Source organism: Streptosporangium sp. 'caverna' (assembly GCF_003203775.1).
Classification (GTDB): Bacteria; Actinomycetota; Actinomycetes; order Streptosporangiales; family Streptosporangiaceae; genus Streptosporangium; species Streptosporangium subroseum.
Map to the genome: position 1 here is coordinate 4393125 of NZ_CP029711.1, position 19497 is coordinate 4412621.

General features: G+C 67.1%; 20 protein-coding genes. 7 read left to right on the top strand and 13 right to left on the bottom strand.

Features of this window, described 5'->3' with window-relative positions:
* Positions 1-72: 72 nt before the first annotated feature.
* Entirely contained in the window at positions 73-486 is a 414-nt protein-coding gene (locus DKM19_RS19325) for an Rrf2 family transcriptional regulator (protein ID WP_110697087.1), read from the bottom strand.
* On the opposite strand from DKM19_RS19325, the gene DKM19_RS19330 reads away from it, so the two are divergent.
* Positions 485-829, top strand: a complete 345-nt coding sequence (locus DKM19_RS19330) for a hypothetical protein (protein ID WP_110697089.1) — start codon at positions 485-487, stop codon at positions 827-829. The genes DKM19_RS19325 and DKM19_RS19330 overlap by 2 nt on opposite strands.
* Before the next feature lie 24 nt (positions 830-853).
* On the opposite strand, the gene DKM19_RS19335 is transcribed toward DKM19_RS19330, so the two are convergent.
* Positions 854-1786: an SDR family NAD(P)-dependent oxidoreductase gene (locus DKM19_RS19335; RefSeq protein ID WP_110697091.1), complete on the bottom strand. Its 933-nt coding sequence runs from the start codon at positions 1784-1786 to the stop codon at positions 854-856.
* 81 nt (positions 1787-1867) lie between these two features.
* Between DKM19_RS19335 and DKM19_RS19340 the strand changes: the two genes are divergently transcribed.
* The gene (locus tag DKM19_RS19340; RefSeq protein WP_239514327.1) at positions 1868-2452 is read left to right on the top strand and encodes a TetR/AcrR family transcriptional regulator; all 585 of its coding nucleotides are present in this window, start codon (positions 1868-1870) and stop codon (positions 2450-2452) included.
* A gap of 168 nt (positions 2453-2620) precedes the next feature.
* On the opposite strand, the gene DKM19_RS19345 is transcribed toward DKM19_RS19340, so the two are convergent.
* The 4 genes from DKM19_RS19345 to DKM19_RS19360 form a co-directional block, all read right to left on the bottom strand.
* The gene (locus DKM19_RS19345; RefSeq protein WP_110697094.1) at positions 2621-3895 is read right to left on the bottom strand and encodes a glycosyltransferase; all 1275 of its coding nucleotides are present in this window, start codon (positions 3893-3895) and stop codon (positions 2621-2623) included.
* A 94-nt stretch (positions 3896-3989) separates the two neighbouring features.
* A complete protein-coding gene (locus DKM19_RS19350) occupies positions 3990-4445 on the bottom strand; it encodes a GbsR/MarR family transcriptional regulator (protein WP_110697096.1) in 456 nt (151 codons plus the stop codon).
* A 343-nt stretch (positions 4446-4788) separates the two neighbouring features.
* Positions 4789-5382: an RDD family protein gene (locus tag DKM19_RS19355; protein ID WP_110697098.1), complete on the bottom strand. Its 594-nt coding sequence runs from the start codon at positions 5380-5382 to the stop codon at positions 4789-4791.
* A gap of 92 nt (positions 5383-5474) precedes the next feature.
* Entirely contained in the window at positions 5475-6278 is an 804-nt protein-coding gene (locus tag DKM19_RS19360) for a thioesterase family protein (RefSeq protein ID WP_110697100.1), read from the bottom strand.
* Between the two features lie 115 nt (positions 6279-6393).
* Here DKM19_RS19360 and DKM19_RS19365 point away from each other — a divergent pair, with 115 nt between their 5' ends.
* On the top strand, positions 6394-7344 hold the full coding sequence (locus tag DKM19_RS19365; protein ID WP_239514328.1) for an RNA polymerase sigma-70 factor: 951 nt from the start codon (positions 6394-6396) through the stop codon (positions 7342-7344).
* Here the strand turns inward: DKM19_RS19365 and DKM19_RS19370 are convergent.
* The gene (locus DKM19_RS19370) at positions 7341-8588 is read right to left on the bottom strand and encodes a low temperature requirement protein A (protein WP_239514329.1); all 1248 of its coding nucleotides are present in this window, start codon (positions 8586-8588) and stop codon (positions 7341-7343) included. The two genes, DKM19_RS19365 and DKM19_RS19370, sit on opposite strands and share 4 nt — an antisense overlap.
* Positions 8585-8713: a hypothetical protein gene (locus tag DKM19_RS52525; protein ID WP_255415532.1), complete on the bottom strand. Its 129-nt coding sequence runs from the start codon at positions 8711-8713 to the stop codon at positions 8585-8587. The genes DKM19_RS19370 and DKM19_RS52525 overlap by 4 nt, the downstream gene beginning before the upstream one ends.
* A 352-nt stretch (positions 8714-9065) precedes the next feature.
* On the opposite strand from DKM19_RS52525, the gene DKM19_RS19375 reads away from it, so the two are divergent.
* Positions 9066-9821 (top strand): SDR family oxidoreductase, encoded by a 756-nt coding sequence (locus DKM19_RS19375; RefSeq protein ID WP_110697102.1) that lies wholly within the window; start codon positions 9066-9068, stop codon positions 9819-9821.
* A 62-nt stretch (positions 9822-9883) separates the two neighbouring features.
* Positions 9884-10717 (top strand): cell wall metabolism sensor histidine kinase WalK, encoded by an 834-nt coding sequence (locus DKM19_RS19380; RefSeq protein ID WP_162641606.1) that lies wholly within the window; start codon positions 9884-9886, stop codon positions 10715-10717.
* Between the two features lie 209 nt (positions 10718-10926).
* On the opposite strand, the gene DKM19_RS19385 is transcribed toward DKM19_RS19380, so the two are convergent.
* Positions 10927-13785, bottom strand: a complete 2859-nt coding sequence (locus DKM19_RS19385; protein ID WP_162641608.1) for a BTAD domain-containing putative transcriptional regulator — start codon at positions 13783-13785, stop codon at positions 10927-10929.
* A gap of 285 nt (positions 13786-14070) precedes the next feature.
* Between DKM19_RS19385 and DKM19_RS19390 the strand changes: the two genes are divergently transcribed.
* Entirely contained in the window at positions 14071-14385 is a 315-nt protein-coding gene (locus tag DKM19_RS19390) for a hypothetical protein (RefSeq protein WP_162641614.1), read from the top strand.
* Between the two features lie 117 nt (positions 14386-14502).
* On the opposite strand, the gene DKM19_RS19395 is transcribed toward DKM19_RS19390, so the two are convergent.
* The 3 genes from DKM19_RS19395 to DKM19_RS52980 form a co-directional block, all read right to left on the bottom strand.
* Positions 14503-15522 carry a phosphotransferase gene (locus DKM19_RS19395; protein WP_110697110.1) on the bottom strand — a complete coding sequence of 340 codons (1020 nt, stop codon included), beginning with the start codon at positions 15520-15522 and terminating at the stop codon, positions 14503-14505.
* A gap of 215 nt (positions 15523-15737) precedes the next feature.
* Complete coding sequence (locus DKM19_RS49550) at positions 15738-16946, bottom strand: hypothetical protein (protein WP_162641616.1); 1209 nt, start codon at positions 16944-16946, stop codon at positions 15738-15740.
* A 633-nt stretch (positions 16947-17579) separates the two neighbouring features.
* On the bottom strand, positions 17580-17903 hold the full coding sequence (locus tag DKM19_RS52980) for a glycohydrolase toxin TNT-related protein (protein WP_110697112.1): 324 nt from the start codon (positions 17901-17903) through the stop codon (positions 17580-17582).
* Positions 17904-18009: 106 nt separating this feature from the next.
* On the opposite strand from DKM19_RS52980, the gene DKM19_RS19405 reads away from it, so the two are divergent.
* Positions 18010-18783: a hypothetical protein gene (locus DKM19_RS19405; protein WP_162641617.1), complete on the top strand. Its 774-nt coding sequence runs from the start codon at positions 18010-18012 to the stop codon at positions 18781-18783.
* Here the strand turns inward: DKM19_RS19405 and DKM19_RS19410 are convergent.
* A complete protein-coding gene (locus DKM19_RS19410; RefSeq protein ID WP_239514331.1) occupies positions 18693-19409 on the bottom strand; it encodes a class I SAM-dependent methyltransferase in 717 nt (238 codons plus the stop codon). The two genes, DKM19_RS19405 and DKM19_RS19410, sit on opposite strands and share 91 nt — an antisense overlap.
* Between the last annotated feature and the right edge of the window lie 88 nt (positions 19410-19497).

The window sequence follows — 19497 nt, forward strand, 5'->3', positions numbered from 1 at the left end:
CGAGACCTTTGGAGGGCGCCGTCCTGGGATGGACGGCGCCCTTGATCCGTTGACACGGTTGATTCCGCGCGCTCAGTTGAACGCGGACCGGATGACGCGCCCGGCCATGGGGGAGCGGTCCAGCTCCGCTCTGATGTCCGCGAGAGTCTGGGCGGCCAGGGCCTGATGGAACGCCTGTTCCGCGCGAAGCATGGCCGACTTGACGGGGCAGGGGCCGTCGGGCGGCGGTGAGAGCTCGCCGATCTTGCCGCAGTAACGGATCTCGGTGCAGTGAAAGAGGCCGATGTCGCCCTCGATGGCTTCGACCACATCGAGGAGTGTGATGCCACTGAGGGGCCTGGCCAGGCTGAAGCCTCCACGCGGTCCGGGAACGGAGGTCAGGAGTCCCGCTCTGGAAAGCTGCTGCAGCTGCTTGATCAGGTAGGGGGCCGGCAGCCCGTGCGCCTCGGCGAGCTGACCGCTGCCTACGGGGCCGCCACCGATCATGGTATACGCGGCCGGCGACACCGCGGTGGCCGCCGCGGAAGACGGGCACCACACGATACAGAGCTGCCAGCACGCCCAGCCGATGGGGAAGTGCGCCGGATACAACGTGGCGGCCGGACTCCTCGGAACCGCACCCCTGCCTTTCACCGCCGACCCCTACAGCAACGCCCTGGACCTGGGGTCCGCCGGCGCCGTTCTCACAGCGGGGTGGGAGCGCACGGTCACGGCGACCGGACCCGAGGCCAAGACCATGAAGCAGGACATCAACACGATGTGGATCTACCCCGCGGTCGACGACCCGGAGCAGATCCTCGCTCAGGCAAGCCGTCTCCTCAACAGCTGACAAGCGGATCGTCGCCGCCGCGGGTCACACCGGGAAGCCGACACCGGTCAGTTCCTCCGAGATCGCCCACAGCCGGCGCTGGCCGGCCGTGTCGTAGGACCGTGCGCTCGACTTCACCACCTTCGGATGACCTTTGCTTTCGCTGAACCCGTCCGGGCCGTAGTACTGGCCGCCCTGGACGGCCGGGTCCGTCGCGGCGCGCAGCGTGGGCAGCGCCCCCATCTCGGAGGACTGGATCAGCAGTGGCCGGACCAGGGCGAACGCCGCCCGAAAGAACACGGACTGCCGTGACACCGACGCTCTGGACCCTCCGGTGTCGGATCCTCCGGGATGCGCCGCGGTGGCGATGGACTCGCCCTTGCCGGACAGTCTGCGCTGGAGTTCGTAGGTGAACATCAGATTGGCCAGTTTGGAGTGCCCGTACGCGGCGACCCGGCTGTACTCGGTGGTGTTCCAGTTGAGGTCGTCGAAGTCGATCGGCCCACCCTGGCGGTGACCCGCGCTGCTGACGGTGACCACGCGAGAGCGGGGAACGCGCAGCATCTTGTCGAGCAACAGTCCGGTGAGGGCGAAATGGCCCAGATGGTTGGTGCCGAACTGCAGCTCGAAGCCGTCCTCGGTGACCGATCGGGGGGCGTACATCACGCCGGCGTTGTTGATCAGCAGGTCGATGCGGGCATGGGTGTCGCGTAGTTCGCCGGCGGCCGCCCGAACCGAGGCCAGCGAGGCCAGGTCGAGGCGTTGCACCCTGACGTCGGCGTCCGCGACGGAGGCGGTGATCTGGGCCGCGGCCTGCTTGCCCTTGTCGACGTCCCGTACGGCCAGCACCACGGAGGCCCCGCGTGCGGCGAGCACCTTTGCGGTCTCGAAGCCGACGCCGGTGTTGGCACCGGTGATCACAGCGACTCGGCCGTGCTGGCCGGGTACGTCGGCGGCGGTCCACCGCTGTCGGGGCATGGTTCCTCCAGGTAGAATCGGGGCGATCGTTCCGTTTAAGACAATACCGGAACGAGCGCCCCGTTTAATCCAGGAGGTCCGTTGACCGAGAAACCCCGGCCGCTGCGCGCCGACGCCGCCCGCAACCGGGCGCGCGTGCTGCAGGTCGCTTACGAGACGTTCGCCGAGGAGGGCGCCGCCGTCCCGATCGACGAGATCGCCCGCCGGGCGGGCGTGGGCGCGGGCACCGTGTACCGGCACTTCCCGACCAAGGAATCGCTGTTCCAGGCGATCGTGGCCGACCGCCTGAGCCAGGTCATCGAGCGGGCCCGCGCCCAGGCGGCGGCCGACCCGGGAGAAGGGCTGTACGCGTTCCTGGTCCACATGGCCGAGCAGGGCGCGACCGACCTGGGGCTGACGGAGGCCTTCGCGGGAATCGGCTTCGATCTGACGGAGGCGCTTCCGGAGGCCGAACGCGAATTCACGGGGATCATGGCCGACCTCCTCGCCCAGGCCCAGCGCGCCGGAACCGTGCGATCCGACGTGGACACGGACGACATCAAGACCCTGATCGTCGGCCTGCAGGCGATGCGACGCTTCCGCGGTGACAGCGAGCGGATGCGCCGCGTCTATCCGGTGATCCGGGCCGGTCTGTCCGTATCGGGCTCGGCCGAGGCGTCGCGGTGAGGGCCGACGGGCGCGGGAGCCGGCTGCCCGGCTTCCAGGCCGAGCCCACCGGGTACGGCAGCGCACCCGCGCTTTCGATCCCTGCCGACGGAACCGGACCGCTCAGAGCCGTCGTCGGTCCGGTTCGTGAACCGGCGTCAGCCCGGCCGGCGCCGTCGGCCACCACGGTCAGGTGAGCGATCCGCGCCTGGGCCGGTGCAGTGCCTGGATGACGCGGTCGGAGCCGTCTTCCGCGCGGACGTGTTCGGCGATCGCCGCGGCCCGCTGCCGGTAGGAGGGGTCGGTCACGGCCTGCTGGATCAGAGTGGCCAGCCGTTCGGCCGACAGCTTTTTCATCGGCGTCCACCCCGGGCTCACTCCCAGCGTGACCAGCCGCTCCGACCAGAACGGCTGATCGCCCAGGACCGGCACCGGAATCGCCGGCGTTCCGGCGCGTACCCCCGCCCCCGTCGTGCCCGCGCCGGCGTGGTGCACCACCGCGGCCATCCGCGGGAACAGCCACTCGTGCGGTGTGTCCCCGATGGTGATCACGTCGTCGCCGGTGGCGGCCAGGTCCGACCAGCCCGCCTGGACCACCGCCCGCACCTTGGCCCGGCGCAGCGCGGCCGAGACGGTCTCCGCCAGTTGCCGGCCCGCGCTACCGGTCATGCTGCCGAATCCGACGAACACCGGCGGCGGACCGGCTTCCAGGAAATCCGCCAGCTCTCGCGGTGGCTGCCAGCCCTGCGGGTACGGTGGCCACCAGTTGCCGACAACCTCCACCCCGGGCCGCCAGTCCGCCGGTCGCGGCACGACGGTCGGGCTGTAGCCGTGGTAGATCGGCCAGTCCTTGTCCTGGAGCATTTCCGCCCGGACCGCGCCGAGGCCGCTGACCGGCAGGCCGAGCTGCTGCTGGAAGTCCCTGATCGGGCGGTCCATCGGAGTCTTGATCCGGCTGAGGGCCGCCATGGCGAGGCGGGGGATGTTCCGGTTTCCCCATCGGCCCAGGAAGCGGACGTCGAATGACGGCAGCGCGAAATCCGCGGTCGGCACGCTGGGAAAGAGCTCCAGTGCCATGCCGGGGATGCCCATGGCCTTGGCCACGAGGTATCCGTGCCACAGGGCCGTGCGCTGCAGCAGCAGGACATCCGCGCCCTCGGCGGCGGCCAGAACCCCTTTGCCCATCTCCTCCAGGAGCCGCATGCCCATCTGGAGGTTGGTCCGCATGCTGCCGAGCCGCCCGGTCCCTCGCTGCTGCCACTCCTGGCCCTGCTCCGATCCCAGCAGCGTGCGTGTGTCACCTGGTATCCACCGGTACTCGCATCCGACGTCGCGCACCGTATCGGCGAACGCCTCCTGGGTGGCGATCGCGACGCTGTGGCCGGCCGCCTTCAACCGCGATCCCAGCCCGGCGTAGGGCGCGACGTCACCGCGCGAGCCGCTGGTGATGATGACGACTTTCATGTCTTCCTGCGTTCTTCCTGGACGGGACGGAGCCCGGCCTTGTTGGACGGTCCGAGCGGCCACCGCGCGTGGTCGCTCAGACGGGGGGCGGCCGTTACCGGCTCTGCCCGGGTGGTTCGGTCAGAAGGGCGATGGATCGCTGGGCGGAGCGAATGCGCCGCGTATGCGTCTCATCGTTCCCACCGAGTTTCACGCCCTCCTCGGCGATGTCACCGAACGCGGCGAACGCGGCCAGTCGCCTGCGGACGACCTTCTCGAAGGCGTCGTCCTCGATGTGGTAGTAGGCGGTCCGCTCCCCGAGACGGGTCTGCCTGCGCACCAGGCCGATGGAGGTCAGCAGCCGCATGTTGGAGGTCATCGACGCCCGGCTGGCCCCGATCGCGTCTGCGATGTCGCCGACCGACTGCTCCGGCGGATCACAGATCAGCAGCCAGCCGAGGATGCGCCCGGTGATCGGCGCCAACCCCCACGCCTCGCTGCAGAACGTCGCCACCTGCTCGACCCAGTTCAGGGTCTGCTCGTGGTCCGCGTCACCGTGTGGTTTCGACAAGGCGATCACTCCTGGCCGCTCGCGACGGTGGCGATCGGGGACGTCGCCCGCTGAGTCTGTACCGGCATGGACCGTCACACCTTCCGTTGTGGCTAGGAGTTTCAGCTTAAGCTAAAACTCCTAGCCACAACAAGTTCAAGAAAGGTTCCACCGCGGAAGCCGGCTCGGTCCCGTGCCCGTGGGGACACCCCTTGGCTGTCGCGATCGAAGGTCGCGACCCGAGGCCGGCCCCGCACCGGCGGGGATGGTCCGGCGGTGACGTGATGGAACCCGCGATGTCGGTCGTCGGCGCCGCGCCCGCGGTGTCGGTCCTGGATCGCTCTCGGGTTCGGCCGGTGCCGGGCTATTTCGGCATTACCAGGGAGACGAACAAAATGAGGGTGGTGAGGAGGGTGAGGGTGATACCTATGCTGAACAGGAAGCCGGGCCCTCTCCTGCCGGGGGCGCTGAGGTCGACCACGACGGTTCCGGCGATCACGTCATGCAGGCATTTACGCTTCGGGCCGACGAATATCCACAGCGCGTCGATCAGTTGGATCAGTGCTCCGGTATACGGCGTTGACAAAAGGACAGGGTGGACAAGGGCGCGAACTCCCGATTGGCGGAGGCTCGGTCGTTCTCCAGTCGTGCTGGACACCACCTTCAAGCGGTAAATTCGCTTGCCGAGCGTCTGGCCCCACAGTGCGTGCTGCAGCCAGAAATAGGCACCGAACAGAACGGTGACCGCGACTTCGATCGGCCAATTGGGATTCCCCGCATACGGGTTGAGATAACTGATGAGGGCCGATTCTCCAGATACCTCGGGGCCTTCGGAAAATATCGGATAGATCGGCGAGATGGCTATGTAAAAGATCAGGTTGTCGACAATGAGAGCTACAAAACGGTAACGCCTGGCAGCGAGAGTCCGTGTCACGAGGGATTGGGGGGCCGTCGTCATGCCAGTCAGTGTGCCGGATGACTTTGACGTTGAAACCAGAGGGGCGGGCGGTGACAGAGTGACCCTCTTCGTTCGCCATCGAGGATGTTCGTTCAGCGTGGCATGCGGATCGCCGCCAGCTGAGTGGCCTGTGCGACCAGGCGGTCCTTGCTGTCCCAGACGTACACGGTCTCGTCCATCCGCCCGTTCGTGATGTCCGCGGTGTGCATGCGGACGCGGAGCGGTCCGGGCGCGGGGATGCGGCGGATGTAGGCGCTCAGCTGGATGGTGGGCGTCCAGCCCGGCAGGTCCAGGTCGAAGTTGACCGACGGGACGGGGTCGAGGGCGACGAGCAGCGAGAGCGGGTCCCAGTCGGAGCCGTCGACGAGGCGCTGCCAGCCTGCGATGACGCCCCGGCGGGACGGCGAACCGGACCAGAAACCGAGGTGGCCGGGGTCCAGCCGCTGCTCGATGACCTCCATGAGCGGCACCGGGAAGGCTCCGCCCGGCGCCTCGGGCGGGGTGCGCGGGCATTCCTGCTCCGCGGGAAGGTCGACCGGCTCCAGCCCCGACCACCAGGGGCCGACCTCCTCCAGCCGCTCCAGCGTGATCAGCGCCTCAACGCGGACGGCGTCGCCTTGGGTCAGACGGGCCCGCACCTGGGTGGTGCTCCGCCCGGTCCGCAGGGGCTCGACGTGAATCTCGGCCGGACCCGGCGCGGGCGCGGCGACGAAGGACCCGCTCACCACGCTCGGATGCGGATGATCCTTGGCCGCACCGTCACAGGCCGCGCGGCCCATCACCGCGAGCAGGTAGCCGCCGTGCAACTTCCCGCCCACGCTCCACTGCGGGTCCAAGTCGGTCTCATAGACGTCTCCACGCCGGACGACCGCCGTGGCTTCCTGGAAAGTGCCCATCTGCGTTCCCCTCCGTCTCCGTACATAGAGGTTGACACCATCAACCGGCCGCGTGAGCACGAGGCGCGTGCGGGGCTCGGATGACCCTTGCAGGGGAGGGGGAAAGGTGCCCGATATGGTGGAATTCATGCCCACCGAACCTCAAGCTGCGACGAATGATCTCGATCACGCCGCTTCGGTTTTCGCCAGTGTGCGCCCTCGGCTCTTCGGCATCGCGTACCGCATGCTCGGAAGTTCGGCGGAGGCCGAGGACATCGTGCAAGACGTCTGGCTGCGGTGGCAGGCCTACGATCGCAGCACGGTGCTGGACCCTCCGGCTTTTCTCGCCACGACGACGACGCGACTCGCGATCAACGTGGCCCGGTCCGCCCGGGCGCGCCATGAAACGTACGTCGGCCCGTGGCTCCCCGAACCTGTGGACACCGCCGCCGACCCCGCGTTGGGGGCCGAACGGGGCGAAGCGCTGGAATTCGCGATCTTGTTGCTGCTGGAGAAACTCTCCCCAACGGAACGGGCCGCGTATGTGCTGCGGGAGGCGTTCGACTATCCGTACTCGCAGATCGCGGACATTCTCCAGTTGAAGGAGACGAACGCTCGTCAACTCGTCAGTCGCGCCCGCAAGCGTATCGTCGCCGAGCGGCGCGAGTCGGTCGGCTCGGCCGAGCAGCGGCGCCTCCTGAAAGCGTTCCTCGCGGCGGCCCAGACGGGTGACCTCGCCGCGCTGGAGGAGCTGTTCGCCGCGGATGTCGTCAGTTACTCGGACGGTGGCGGAGCCGTTCGCGCCACGCGGATCCCGGTGATCGGCAGGACGACCGTCGCGAAGTTCATCAGGGCGTTCGCGCCAAGGTTCTGGATCGGTGCGGAACTCACGTGGATCGAGGCGAACGGGCAGGCGTCCGTCCTGGTCTCGCGGGACGACGCCGTTTTTGCCCTCGTCACCGTCAGCGCCTCGGCCCAGGGCATCGATCAGGTCATGTGGGTGATGAATCCCGCCAAGCTTGCCGGGATCTCCCTGTCGCTGCCTGAATCGCGAGCTCCGCATCCGTCGGACCCCGAGCCCTCCTAACCGGTCGGCGCCTCCACCTCCGATCCACGAGGGTGGGTGTCCTGCCTCACGGGCGACGCGATCGTCACCACGATCACCAGGGCGCACACGGCCGCGATCATCGCAATGACAGAGGCCGGTCCGGTGCGTTCCGCCGTGAGAGGCAGGAGCAGGATGACGGCGGCGGCGCTCAGAATCACCGCGGGGCGGATGGTGGGCCGAGGCACGATCGGTGCGTGCACCGCCCAGAGCAGCACGAGGAATACGCCGACCGGGATCGCGACGGCGTAGCAGACCGTGACCGGAGACACCTGGATGTGATGCCCGGTCTGCTCGACGGCGACCTCGAGCCCGGCGCCGAGGGCCGCGAGGGCCGCGAAGATGCCGTAATGGCCGTACCCCCAGAGATAGGACAGTTCGCGACGGCGGGTGAGCCCCTCCCCGGCGGGCTCGAGGAAGTAGAGCCACCAGAGGGCGAAGAGGAGTATGAGCCCCGCGACCGCGATCGTGAGGAAGGAGCCGCTCACGCCCCCGGCATTGATCGCCCCCTCGACCCCGGTCGACGCGGCAAGCACGCTCTCTCCGAGGAGGATGATCGTGAACAGGCCGTATCGCTCGGCGATGTGGTGCGGGTGCCAGCTGGTGGGCCGTCTCCGTTCCGCCCACCGCGGCACCGCGAGCTCAAGGATGACAAGACCGACGAAGATCGGGAGCAGCGAGGACTCCGGCAGAATGCCGGCCTGGGCGAGGAGGAGGCGGAGCACCCAGCCCACCTGCGTGATCGAGATCCCGGCCGCGTAGCGCAGGGCGGTGCCCCGACTCTCCGGATCTTCGATCCCCGCCCTCAGCCACTGCGCGACGAGACCGATTCGCATGATGAAGTAGCCGAGTGTGACCACGCGGTAGTCGCCGTCGTTGACCGCGGCCTGCACTCCGGCCGCGAGCACGAGCACGCCGGCCATCTGCACCATCGTCAGGAGCCGGTAGGGAACGTCGTCGGTGTCGTACGACGAGGCGAACCAGGTGAAGTTCATCCAGGCCCACCAGATCGCGAAGAACACCTGGAAAAACGGGATGAGTCCATCGAGGGCGTGGCCCTCGGCAATACTGTGGGCGAGTTGCGCCGTGATGCTCGCGATCGCGACCACAAACGTGAGGTCGAACAACAACTCGAGCTGGCTTGAAGCGCGGTGCGGTTCGTCAGTCGGGCGCGCGGTCATCCGGATACGGATCTGGCTGCCGGCGGGAGCCACCTCGGGGGTCATGCGCTCAGCATCGCAAGGTCGGCGGGGGGAAGCGAGCCCGAGGCGGGATCCAGCGTCGTCGACGCCGCCGGAGACGCCGGCGTGACGAAGGGGCTCTCGCTGTCATGATCGGCGAACGCGGTCATGGGGCGGAACCGATCATTCTTGCCGGATGCCACCCGGCGGCGGAAACAGTCATGCAGTGAGGACAGGGCAGGGGCCTCAGATGTGACACATCTGACGGGATCGCGACCTCCTGCGACGGTGGTCGTCAACCGTTTCAGGGCATCGAGGGGTTGAGAGCGGTCCGGCACCCGTACGGAGCCGGAAGGCCCACGCGGGCGAACGCCACGTCACCGTGGTCGATAACGGTGACGGCGGCGAATCCGGCTGCGTTCTTCCATGTTTCGCGGAGTCTGTCACAGGGCGAGGTACTGCCCGGTCATAGCTGCTTGACGGTGGCTTTCGATGCCTCGGGTGAAAAAATGAGGATTAATCATGAAAATTGTAGTTATAGGCGGCAGTGGGCTCATCGGAGCGAAACTCGTGGCCAAGCTCGGTGAGCACGGCCACGAGGCGGTGGCGGCGTCACCCAGATCGGGCGTCAACACGATCACGGGGGAGGGGCTGGCCGAAGCTCTCGAGGGTGCCTCGGTGGTCGTCGACGTGTCGAACTCGCCCTCCTTCGAGGATGCGGCGGTGCTGGAGTTCTTCGAGACGTCGACCCGCAACCTCCTCGCCGCGGAAGCGGTCGCGGGCGTGGGACATCACGTCGCGTTGTCGGTCGTGGGAACCGAGCGCCTGTCAGAAAGCGGCTTCTTCCGCGCGAAGATCGCTCAGGAAAAGCTGATCAAGGAATCCTCCATCCCCTACTCGATCGTCCATGCGACGCAGTTCTTCGAGTTCGTCGGGAGCATCGCCGAGGCCGCCGCCGACGGCGACACGGTTCGCCTGGCACCCGTGCTCATCCAGCCCATGGCGGCCGAGGACGTCGCCGGAGCGGTGGGCCGGGTCTCCGTGGGCTCGCCGGTGAACGGCACCGTTGAGGTGGCGGGGCCCGAACGGTTCCGTCTCGACGAACTCGTCCGGCAAGGTCTGAGCGCGCGTGACGACCCGCGCGAAGTGATCGCCGACCCGCACGCGCGCTACTTCGGCGCCGAACTGAGCGAGCGCACCCTCGTGCCCGGCGATGACGCGATCCTCACCGAGACCCGTTTCGGCGACTGGCTGAGCCGGTCCACGATCGGGAAGTAGCCGGCGGCGTGGCGGCCTCGCCGTATGGCGCGGTGACCACACCGAAGGGAAAGGAGAAGATCATGACAGCTCGGAACCAGCCCTCATCCTCGTGCATCACCGAATCCGCCCGGCCCAGGGCGCATCCTCCCTGTGGCTGCGATCACGATCAGGACGCGCTGAACCGTCGGCTCGAGGCCATGACAGAGCGGCTGGAGCGCACCTTTCGCCGGGAGCGTCAGTTCGCCTGCGACGCCTCTCACGAACTGTGCACTCCCCTCGCCGCGCTCCGCCTGGAGCTGGAGGAGGCCCGGCTGCACCCAGAGGACACCGACCTGGCAAGCCTTCTGGATCGTACGCTGAGCAATGTCGGCCGGCTCCAGACGATCGTCGGTGATCTTCTCCTGCTGGCCCGTCCGGACGCCGGCGCACTGGCCGAACCGGAGGTGATAGATCTGGCGGAGCTGGTCCGAGGTGAGCTCTCCCGCCGGAAAGACCGGCACGAGGTGGAGCTGAGGCTCGACCCCGAGGTGATGGCCCGCGGTGTCCGGACCCAGCTCGGCAGGGTGCTCGGAAATCTGCTGGACAATGCCCAGCGGTACGCCAAGGGCTCGGTGCGGATCCGGGTGCGTCGCCGGCGGGATATCGCCGAGCTGACCGTCTGTGACGACGGCGAAGGCGTAGCCCGGGCAGAACGTGACCGGATCTTCCAACCGTTCACCCGTCTGGCCACCTGTCGCAGCCGCAGCCACGGGGGCACAGGTCTCGGCCTGGCGATCGCTCGCGACCTCGCCGAGGCCAACCACGGCACCCTGCGGGTCGGACCTTCACCGACTCGGGGCGCCTGCTTCATACTTCAGCTGCCCGCTGTCACCGACGGATCCAGCCCGCACCTCGATTCCGAGCCCCCTCGGTAGGCGACGCCGTACTCGGACGGCAGACCTTGAGCGCCGACGAGGGCCGCATGCGCTTCTCACCGCGGCCCGGCCATATCGACGGCCTTCTCCACGCGCACGCCGTGTCCGCAGGTGGCCGATCTCCTCCCGGGCAGAGCCATCGGGCTCGACGAGGGGTCTCCGATCGGGTCCGTCGGCTTCCCGGGCGCAGACGGGTAGGGCGTCGCCGGTCAGATGAGCCGGCGACAGAGGCGACGGCGGGCTTCGTCTGCGCCGGCGAGCTCGGCGGGGTCGCTCATGACATCGAGGGTTCGAAGCCACTCTTCGAGCACGGTGGCGAGGCGGTGGTCGAGATCCTGATAAATCTTGTGGGCCGCCCTCCAGTGAGTTCGGGCGGCAGCCAGGTCATCCTGGGCGAGCGCGGAGGCCAGGCTGTCCAGCGCACCGGCCGTCCGCAGGGGGTCACCGATCTCCTGTGAAAGCCGCAGCTGGCTTTCGGCATGTTGACGGGACGTGCCTCGGTCTCCTTGGCGTAGCGCGATCTCGGCCAGGTTGTGATGGGAGTAACAGGCCTGTTGCACATCATTGACGATGCCTGCGAACTCCAGCGCCCGATGAAGCACCTCGGCCGCATCCGTGTATTTTTCCATTTCGATGAGCGCGCAGCCGAGATTGACGTAGGCCGTGGCCGCATATTGGGGATTCTGGCCATATTCGGGAATGGCCAGGGCGGTCTGCAGGTGGCGCACGCCGGCTTCGAGTTCGCCTTCGTTGATATAGAGGCCGCCGATGTTCACATTGAACGAGGCCACCATACGGCTTCTGCCTGCCGCTGCCGCCAGTTCGATCGCCCTGCCGTAGTGCGCACGGGCGGCGTCGTACTTGCCGATCTGCTTGTGGACCACTCCCAGGGCGTTCTCCATATACGCCATGGCCTCCAGGTCACCGGACCGCTCGGCGGAGAACGCGCCGATCCGCAGAGCGGCCAACCAGTCCGGCCAACGTCTTCGAATGATGAAATAGGCGAACAGGTCGTTGGTCAGTTGCCACGCGCAGCGGTGCCAGGCGTGCTTGGCGGCGATGTCGATCACGCCGGCGAGGTTCTCCCGCTCCTGGTCATGCCACGCCAGCGCCGACGCCCTGTCGGTAAAACGCAGAGATTCGAGCGGGGGGTACATGACGTCGCGTGCGCCCTCCACCCGGCGGGGTTGCAACAGCGAGTACGCCTCGAAGACGGTCTCGGCGTAGAAATCGACCAGGCGTCGTGCCGCCGCGTTCCGGCCGGGCTCTGGTTCGTTGTTCACAAAGGTGGTGGTGGCATAGCTGCGCAGCAGGTCGTGCATGACGTACCGGCCGGGGCGATGTTCGCTGATCAGATGGACTGTGCACAGCTCTTCAAGCGGACGCCGGGCCTCGACCAGGGTGACGCCGAGCAGGGCGGCCGCCACGACGGGTGTGAAGTCCTGGCCGGGTGGCAGGCTCAGCAGCCGGAACAGCCGTTGCGCGGCAGGCGTCAATGCCCGGTAGGAGAGGCCGAACGTGGAACCGACCACGCCGTTCAGGTCGCTGCTTTCGTCAAGGACGGACAGCGCGTCGCCGACCGTCAGCTGCCGGGCGTAATCGGCGACGGTCAGATGCCGGTGATACGCCAGCTGAGCTGCGGCCAGCCGTAACGCCAGGGGAAGGTAGGCACACTGCCGGGCGAGCTGTCCGACAGCTGTGTCACCACTGTCACCACTGTCACCACTGTCACCACTGTCACCGCTGTCACCGCTGTCACCGCCGCCGTCCGCTCTGTCCGCAAGAGCGGCGTAGAGCAGATCGTTCGCCTCTGCCTCGGTGAGCGGGTCGAGCTGGAGCAGGCCTGCGCCTTCATGGATCACGAGCCCACGCAGCTGGTTCCGGCTGGTCACCAGCACCGCGCAGCTCGCCGAGCCGGGCAGCAGCGGCCGTAACTGGTCGGCGCTGCGAGCGTTGTCGAGCACGATCAGAACACGGCGTCGCGAAAGGTGCGATCGGAACAGGGCGGCGGCCTCATCCACGTCTTCGGGTACGGCCGCGGAGTCGACGCCCAACGATCGCAGGAAGCGCCGTAACGCGTCGGAGGGTTCCATCGGCGCCCGATCCGCATCGAATCCGCGCAGGTTCACATAGAGCTGACCGTCGGGAAACCGGTCACGGTTACGGTGGGCCCAGTGCACCGCCAAGGCGGTCTTGCCGACCCCGGCGGTGCCTATGACCAGCACCGCGGGTGGCCTGCCGCTCGCGTCGGCGATTTTGGTGAGCTCCCCGAGCTCTCGTTCACGGCCGCTGAACCCCTGCACGTCAAAGGGCAACTGGGCGGGTGCGCCCTTGGCGGACGACGCCGGGGCCGTGACGGCCGCGAGATCAAGGTTCAGCGCCGGGTCGGCGTTGAGGATGGCCTTCTCCAGCTCCGAGAACCGCGCACCGGGGTCGAGACCCAGCTCTTCGGCAAGAAGGTCGCGCATTCGCCTGGCCGTCCGCAGGGCGTCGGTGTGCAGGCCCGCGCGATGCTGAGCGAGCATCAGCTGGCAGGTCAGGCGCTCCCGCAACGGATGCTCCTCGACGAGCCTGCCCAGTTCCGGGATCAACGTGTCGTGATGTCCGAGCGTGAGCTCGGCGTCGAACAGAAGCTCCTGCGCGGCCAGGCGCCGCTCATGCAACTGCTGCCGCGCCGGCTGCGCGTATGCGGCGGTGATGTCCGCCAGCGCCTGACCACGCCACAGCCTGAGCGCCGCGCGCAGCCGATGGGCCGCCTCCTCGTGGTCGCCACCTCTCGCGGAAACGCGCGCCGCCTCGACGTGGCGGTCGAAGATGTCGGCGTCCAGTTCATCGCCGGCCAGAGTCAGCCGGTATCCGCCGGGTGTGGTGACGATGACACCGCTCAGTCCCTGCTCTCGCAACGCCCTGCGCAGCACGGACACCGCCACGTGTATCTGGGATCTCGCGGAGGTGGGCTCGGCTCCGCCCCACATCGCCTCCATCACCTGGTCGGGCGTCACCACCCGGTTGGCATTGAGGAGCAGGTATGCCAGGAACGCGCGATGCCTGGGCTGAGCGATCGACACGGGTCCGTTGTCCGCGACCACCTCGACCGGTCCGAGAACACCAAATCGCAACTGTCTACCCCCCGATAGTCCAAAAAGGATCTTAGTCCTCGACCGACGGCGGGGGGCGAGAACGCGGATAGCCGTTCGCAAGCCGCCGTATAAGTGCGCCTGCGTAGGCTGCGGCGCAGTTTGACGGAAGTGCCCGAGGCGGAGTGGCGACTCTCCGGCCAGTTGTGCTCATCGAGGAGCACCGGGGTTCAATGCGGCACCGGATAGGTGGGTGCCACCAGCGTGAGGAATCGAATGACAGCAAAGCTTGGACAGGCGTTTCGGATGGTCGCGATCGGCGGGCTGCTCGCCGGGGCGGTGCTCCTGCCGGCGACAGCCGCGCAGGCGGCTCCCTCCAACTGTACGAGCAGGTACGACCTCAACACCTTCTCCGTCTACTGCGGTAAGGGCAGCGGCGACTTCCGGGCAAAGGTCCGCTGCTACAGGGCCGGCTCCACGCAGTACGCGACCAGGTACGGTCCCTGGAAGGTCGCCGGTAGCACCAGGTCCGTCGCTTACTGCACGACCAGCGAAGACGCCGCCTCCGGCACCTGGGAGCTGAGGAACTAACCCGCTCTCCTGTAGATCACGCCTAGCCCGCAGCGAGGCGGAAAGTTGGACGGTGGCCGCCCGGCCACCGTCCTTCTTGGGTCGCGATACCCCTCTGCCCCGGGTGTGCCGATCGGGTCACCAGATCCCGAGCTCGTGTGCGAGGCGTTCCGCCTCGCGGGCCCATTGGGCGCAGAGTGAGAGCCCGGCGGCTCGGGCGGCGTAGCGGGCGTCCGCGTCGACGGTGGTGTCGCCGCCGTAGTCGGTGTGCTGGTCGGCCGAAGCCGTTTCGAGGCTTCTGGCGGTGAGCCAGTCATATTTCACCGCGGAGGCGCAGATCCCAAGCCTCACCAGGCGTTCGTCGCCGGTCCAGCCGGCATCGTCCAAGCCTTCGAGGTAGGCCCGGGTGACCTGGTCGTCGAGGTCGCCGAGCAGTTGGTGGGGGATGAGCAGGTCGAAGACGGAGTCGGGGATGAGGTTGCCGACGTCTTCGCCCAGAGCGCCGTCACCGACGAAGGCCCAGTCGAGCAGCACCACTTCGCCGGTCGGGCGCCTGATGAGGTTGTTGGGCCAGACGTCCAGGTGACAGATGGTGCGCGGCAACATCTGCATGAGCGACAACAGACGCTCCCGGTTGAGGTGCAGGCGGTGAAGCCCTTCGCGGAGCTCCTGCGGGAAGTGGTCCCTGATCAGTCTCTGGGACCACGCCCGATTCTCACCGAGGAGGCGCCCGTTCGCGGGCCGGGAAGTGCTGTAGTCCCGGAGGAAGCCCCGGCTGAGCCACGGATATGCGGGAAGGTCTCTACGTCCCTGGCTGCGACCGAGCGCCCGGGCGGTCTCGACGAGGTCCTGTACGGACAGCTGCGACGAGTGGCGGCCCTTCACGTCCTCCAGCAGCAGTTCGATCTCCTCGTCGCCGGTTTCCCGGACGTCGAGGACCGCCGGCGCGCCGAGGCCGAGCTGCCGGGGGAGGTCGGTGCCGTAGACGAGTGCCTCCCGGCGCCAGTAGTTCCAGTGCGCCGGGTCGGCCGAGGAGGCCCAGTGGTCAGGGGCGTCGTCACGGCGATGGGTGAGGACCTTGTGGACGCCGTCGCCGTCACGCCAGATACCGCCGGTCACCCCGTTGAGCCGGTTGTGGGTCAGATGCTGGAGGGACATCCGATCACTCTAGAGGCCCCGCGATTCCCAGCCGGTGACCGTTTTCGATCGACGCGCGATTGGAAAGGTCCCGCGCCCAGCCGGCCCTCCTGTCGCGCACGTCCCCGCTGCTGGGCTTCCTCGGCACCGCCGAAGAGATGGTGAACCGCGGGAGGCGATGAACGCAGACGGGAAAATTGAGCCGGAGAAAGCGTGCGGACAAACAGCCGCACTGTCTAATTCTTGATGCGCACGTTTCCCAGGGAAGCTTTTTCACCCAAGCTCAATGCGAGATCGCGAATGCGTAGAGACTTACCCGTTCGAATATTGACTCTGTAATATCCAAACGAGCCTCCGGGCTCTGGAGTCTCAGCCTGAAGGATATATTCATCGTTATTGAGCCAGCCGTATCCGACGGCGTCGCTTGACTCCGATAGAAGTCGAAGGGTGAGCGTACGTACGACCTTGCCAGTTTTGGCTTCCCGGACGACAAGGTGCTCCTTTCCGTCCTCCCCGACGCTGGCAAGCACCTCGACCAGCAGACGGCCATCCGGAGAAAGATCGTTCACGGAGTCCCTGCCCTTCCACTCGCCAGTGACCAGGCCTGAGCGGTTCAGGATGGTTACGGTGTCGTCCTTCGATCCGTCTTCCCCTATGTCTGTACAGGCTCGTTTGGCTGCGATCACGGCAGCGGCTTGGCTCAGGCCGAGCACACGGCAGAAGCCAGGGACCGTAGAGGTCTGGCCTGTGGCGAAATCGGTTATCAGCAGCCGTGGCTGAGTGCCGGAGAACGCGACCGTGAAGAACCGGCCATCGGGCGAGATGTTCACACTCCGTAAATCGTTGAGCGTCTCTGCATCCAGGCGCGGAGAGATGGATTTGCGTTGACCGGCTCGCAGATCCCATCCGACGTACCGCATCCATGATTTACTGAAGTATGAGATGAAATGACCGTCGGGAGTGATGCGAAGTGGCACGCCTTGGCGGTAAGAGTCATCTATCTGAACTTGGCTTGCCGCGTCAAATAGTTGTATATCACTCGAACAGTCGTCTTCGTCGGCTTTGACTCCGGCGCAGCTCATTCCGTAAGTGAGGTCTAGTTCCTGCCTTCCTTGACCATTTTTATAGTTCGTGTGCAGCGTCCATTCGCTACAGGTGACCAGCTTCGCTTCGGCATCCTCCGTCGCATCCGCAAGGTGATCGCGGCAATCCGATTTTTCTGGAATGAATGCATACTGCACCGGCGGGTCGAACGGGCCCGGCTTCCATTCCGGTAGCGCCTCTGGCTCGTCGTGCCGGTTGAGATAGAGAAAGCCCGCGCCTATTACGAAGACGAGGAGAACGAACAGGCCAGTCCGTCGCGACGGACCAGGCCGAGCGCTGCGCCGTTTGGATTCAGGCAATAATCCGCCCCCTTCCACCCTGCCAGGGCTGGTCTCGTTCATGCCGATGGACGTTTTCAAGCTCGTATGCCTCCCCGTTCGATACCAAGGGGAAACCTAATCCAGGTCGGTTGCGGGAGCATAACGATATCTGTGTTCCGGCGATCAGGATCTAACCCTTTTCCAACCGGCGGTGACGGCCATAACAGGTGTGGGATATCCGATTGAGATGCCAGCGGGCCTCTGTCTCAACCAGGGATCGTCATGCCCCCTACCAGCGTGATCGGATTACAAGGCGCACAATGGGCTCCGACGTGCGGCAATGCGGAAACTGGAAGTCGGCACACCTGCTCACCAGAGAGCAGATCGGGGGTCCGCTGGCCGGCCGCCACAGCGCCGGCACTCCACAGGTGGGTCACCTGGCTTGACGCTGGTGCCGCCCACCGGGACCTGCCCCGACGTGCTGCCCTTCGCAGACGGCGACCACCCATGCCTGGACCACGTCGGCCGCGCGCTCAACGCCGCCTTGCCCGATACCGCTGCCCCCGCCCGTCACCACCACATGCTTTCCGCCGATGTCCATGCGGTCGCCATCCCGTACGGCGATGGATGTCTCATAGACGCGCGGCCTCGTATGCGAGGACGTGAGCCGCGTCTATGAGACATCGACCGGCCTTCTGACGGTGAGTTTTCCCGTCACGATTCCCGGTGCTGGTGCAGTTGGCGCTTGCGGGGCTTGACGTATGTGCTGTTATTACTCGTGCCACGGTTGTTCGTGCTGCGGGCGTCCGTGTCGCGGTCGGTCTTGGGGGCGGGCAGGAAGACCGGCTCGATCTCCTCCAGATATCCGTTCTGCAGCAGCCGGCTCACCGGAACTTCTTCGCTTGTCTGCGGAGCCTCGGGAATGTACTCGCTGAGTACGTGATATTGCGTGCCGCCGCCTGGCTGCTGGAACGCGGGTGCCGCTGGGCCGACAATGGGTTGCCGAACGGTGCCATTGAATGACGATTGCCGCGATATTGCTGGGCGTCAGGTGTTATTGGTGCCGGGCCGTTCGGCGCGAACGCCCCCTCATGACCGGGGGGTCCTCGGGCGGTGCTTCGTCGGGACGGGTGGGGCGCGGGGCTTGAGCGTCGGTGCGGTGCCGGGCTGCGGCGGCGGTCTGAGCTGGCCGGATCTTTCCCGGTTGACCTGGCTGGAGACGGTCTCGGGCATCGGGATGCTGATCGGCTACCTCGGCGCGGTGGTGGCCCTCGGCGTGCGGTTCCGCCGCGGGTCCGAGCAGGTCCGCCGCCAGTTGCTGTGGCTACTGCCGGCAATGTTGATCGTCCTGACGCTGTTCACGCTGGACCCCCTGCTGCCGGACAGCGTGCTCACGATATTTCCCATCGCGCTGCTGCCTCTGTCGATCACTGTGGCGATGTTGCGCCACCAGCTGCTCGACATCAGGCTCGTGTTCTCCAGGTCGGTGCTCTACCTGTTGCTCACCGCCGGCGTGGTCGGTTCCTACCTCGCCATGGTGGCGCTCCTGGACCGGGTCCTGCGGGACCAGGTCGCCCTCGGCCCCTCGGTGCTGGCCACCGCCGTCGTCACTCTCGCCGTGGATCCGGATGCGCTGCACGTGGGGGTCCACGACGACGGCGTCGACGTCGGCGGCGACTGGCAGCCGGGCGTCGGACTGACCTCGATCCGCGAACGGGCCGCGGAACTCGGCGGGCGCTGCACGATCCAGCACGACCGCAGCGGCGGGCGCGTCGACGTCCACCTTCCCCTTGCGGCCGCCTCAGGCAGACCAGCGGCGCGATCGTGTTATCGAGGACGTCGGGCGAGATACACCAGGGCCGGTGGCAGGTTGCGCCATACCGTTCTGCTCAGCACGACCTCCTCGAACGTCGTGTGAAGGTCGCGGCGATACTGCCGCGCCGGTGGCGCCCACCGCGTCCAGGTGTAGGCGAACTGGGTGAACACCCCGTCCGGGGCCAGCGAGCCGGCCACCAGCGGCAACAACGGCACGCCCGTCGCCGGACGGAACGCGACCCAGGGCAATCCGCTGACCACGACGTCGGCGGACAGGCCACGTTCCGCCATCAGCTCGGGCAGGTCGGCCGCGCCGGCGTGTACGACCTCGACCCCGGGGAAGCGACGGTCGAGGAGTCCGGCGAGGCGCGGGTTGAGCTCGATGGCGATATGGCGGCCCCGGCCGCCCAGGCGCTCCTGGATGAGCCGGGTGAACGCCCCGGTCCCGGGCCCCAGCTCCACGACCGTCGGTTCTCCGCGTTCGGGAATCGGCACGACCATCTGGGCGGCGAGCCACTGCGAACTCGGAGCGACCGTGGCGGTCAGCAGCGGGGATCGCAGAAACTCGCGGAGCAGGGAAGTGCCGGACTCACTTCCGGCAACCTCAAGGTCAGGGCTGGTCTGTCTCACCGTGCATGCTCCAGAGTCGTGGTCTCCCGATCCGTACGCCCATATTTCCAACAGCACGATCACCGCCATCACGCTGCCGGGATGAACAACGAGAGACATCTCGCGGTGCCCCCTCGCAGCCGGTGACAGAAAGCGATAAATCGACCTCGGTGAGCGACGGTGGCATCTGGTCGGTCGAACCCGGGGA

Bases quoted from the DNA above. Each gene is read 5' to 3' on its own strand.
- DKM19_RS19330 (WP_110697089.1), top strand. From the start codon at position 485: ATGGTATACGCGGCCGGCGACACCGCGGTGGCCGCCGCGGAAGACGGG.
- DKM19_RS19325 (WP_110697087.1), bottom strand. From the start codon at position 486: ATGATCGGTGGCGGCCCCGTAGGCAGCGGTCAGCTCGCCGAGGCGCAC.
- DKM19_RS19335 (WP_110697091.1), bottom strand. From the start codon at position 1,786: ATGCCCCGACAGCGGTGGACCGCCGCCGACGTACCCGGCCAGCACGGC.
- DKM19_RS19345 (WP_110697094.1), bottom strand. From the start codon at position 3,895: ATGAAAGTCGTCATCATCACCAGCGGCTCGCGCGGTGACGTCGCGCCC.
- DKM19_RS19355 (WP_110697098.1), bottom strand. From the start codon at position 5,382: ATGACGACGGCCCCCCAATCCCTCGTGACACGGACTCTCGCTGCCAGG.
- DKM19_RS19360 (WP_110697100.1), bottom strand. From the start codon at position 6,278: ATGGGCACTTTCCAGGAAGCCACGGCGGTCGTCCGGCGTGGAGACGTC.
- DKM19_RS19365 (WP_239514328.1), top strand. From the start codon at position 6,394: ATGGTGGAATTCATGCCCACCGAACCTCAAGCTGCGACGAATGATCTC.
- DKM19_RS19370 (WP_239514329.1), bottom strand. From the start codon at position 8,588: ATGACCCCCGAGGTGGCTCCCGCCGGCAGCCAGATCCGTATCCGGATG.
- DKM19_RS52525 (WP_255415532.1), bottom strand. From the start codon at position 8,713: ATGACCGCGTTCGCCGATCATGACAGCGAGAGCCCCTTCGTCACGCCG.
- DKM19_RS19375 (WP_110697102.1), top strand. From the start codon at position 9,066: ATGAAAATTGTAGTTATAGGCGGCAGTGGGCTCATCGGAGCGAAACTC.
- DKM19_RS19380 (WP_162641606.1), top strand. From the start codon at position 9,884: ATGACAGCTCGGAACCAGCCCTCATCCTCGTGCATCACCGAATCCGCC.
- DKM19_RS19390 (WP_162641614.1), top strand. From the start codon at position 14,071: ATGACAGCAAAGCTTGGACAGGCGTTTCGGATGGTCGCGATCGGCGGG.
- DKM19_RS19395 (WP_110697110.1), bottom strand. From the start codon at position 15,522: ATGTCCCTCCAGCATCTGACCCACAACCGGCTCAACGGGGTGACCGGC.
- DKM19_RS49550 (WP_162641616.1), bottom strand. From the start codon at position 16,946: ATGAACGAGACCAGCCCTGGCAGGGTGGAAGGGGGCGGATTATTGCCT.
- DKM19_RS19410 (WP_239514331.1), bottom strand. From the start codon at position 19,409: ATGTCTCTCGTTGTTCATCCCGGCAGCGTGATGGCGGTGATCGTGCTG.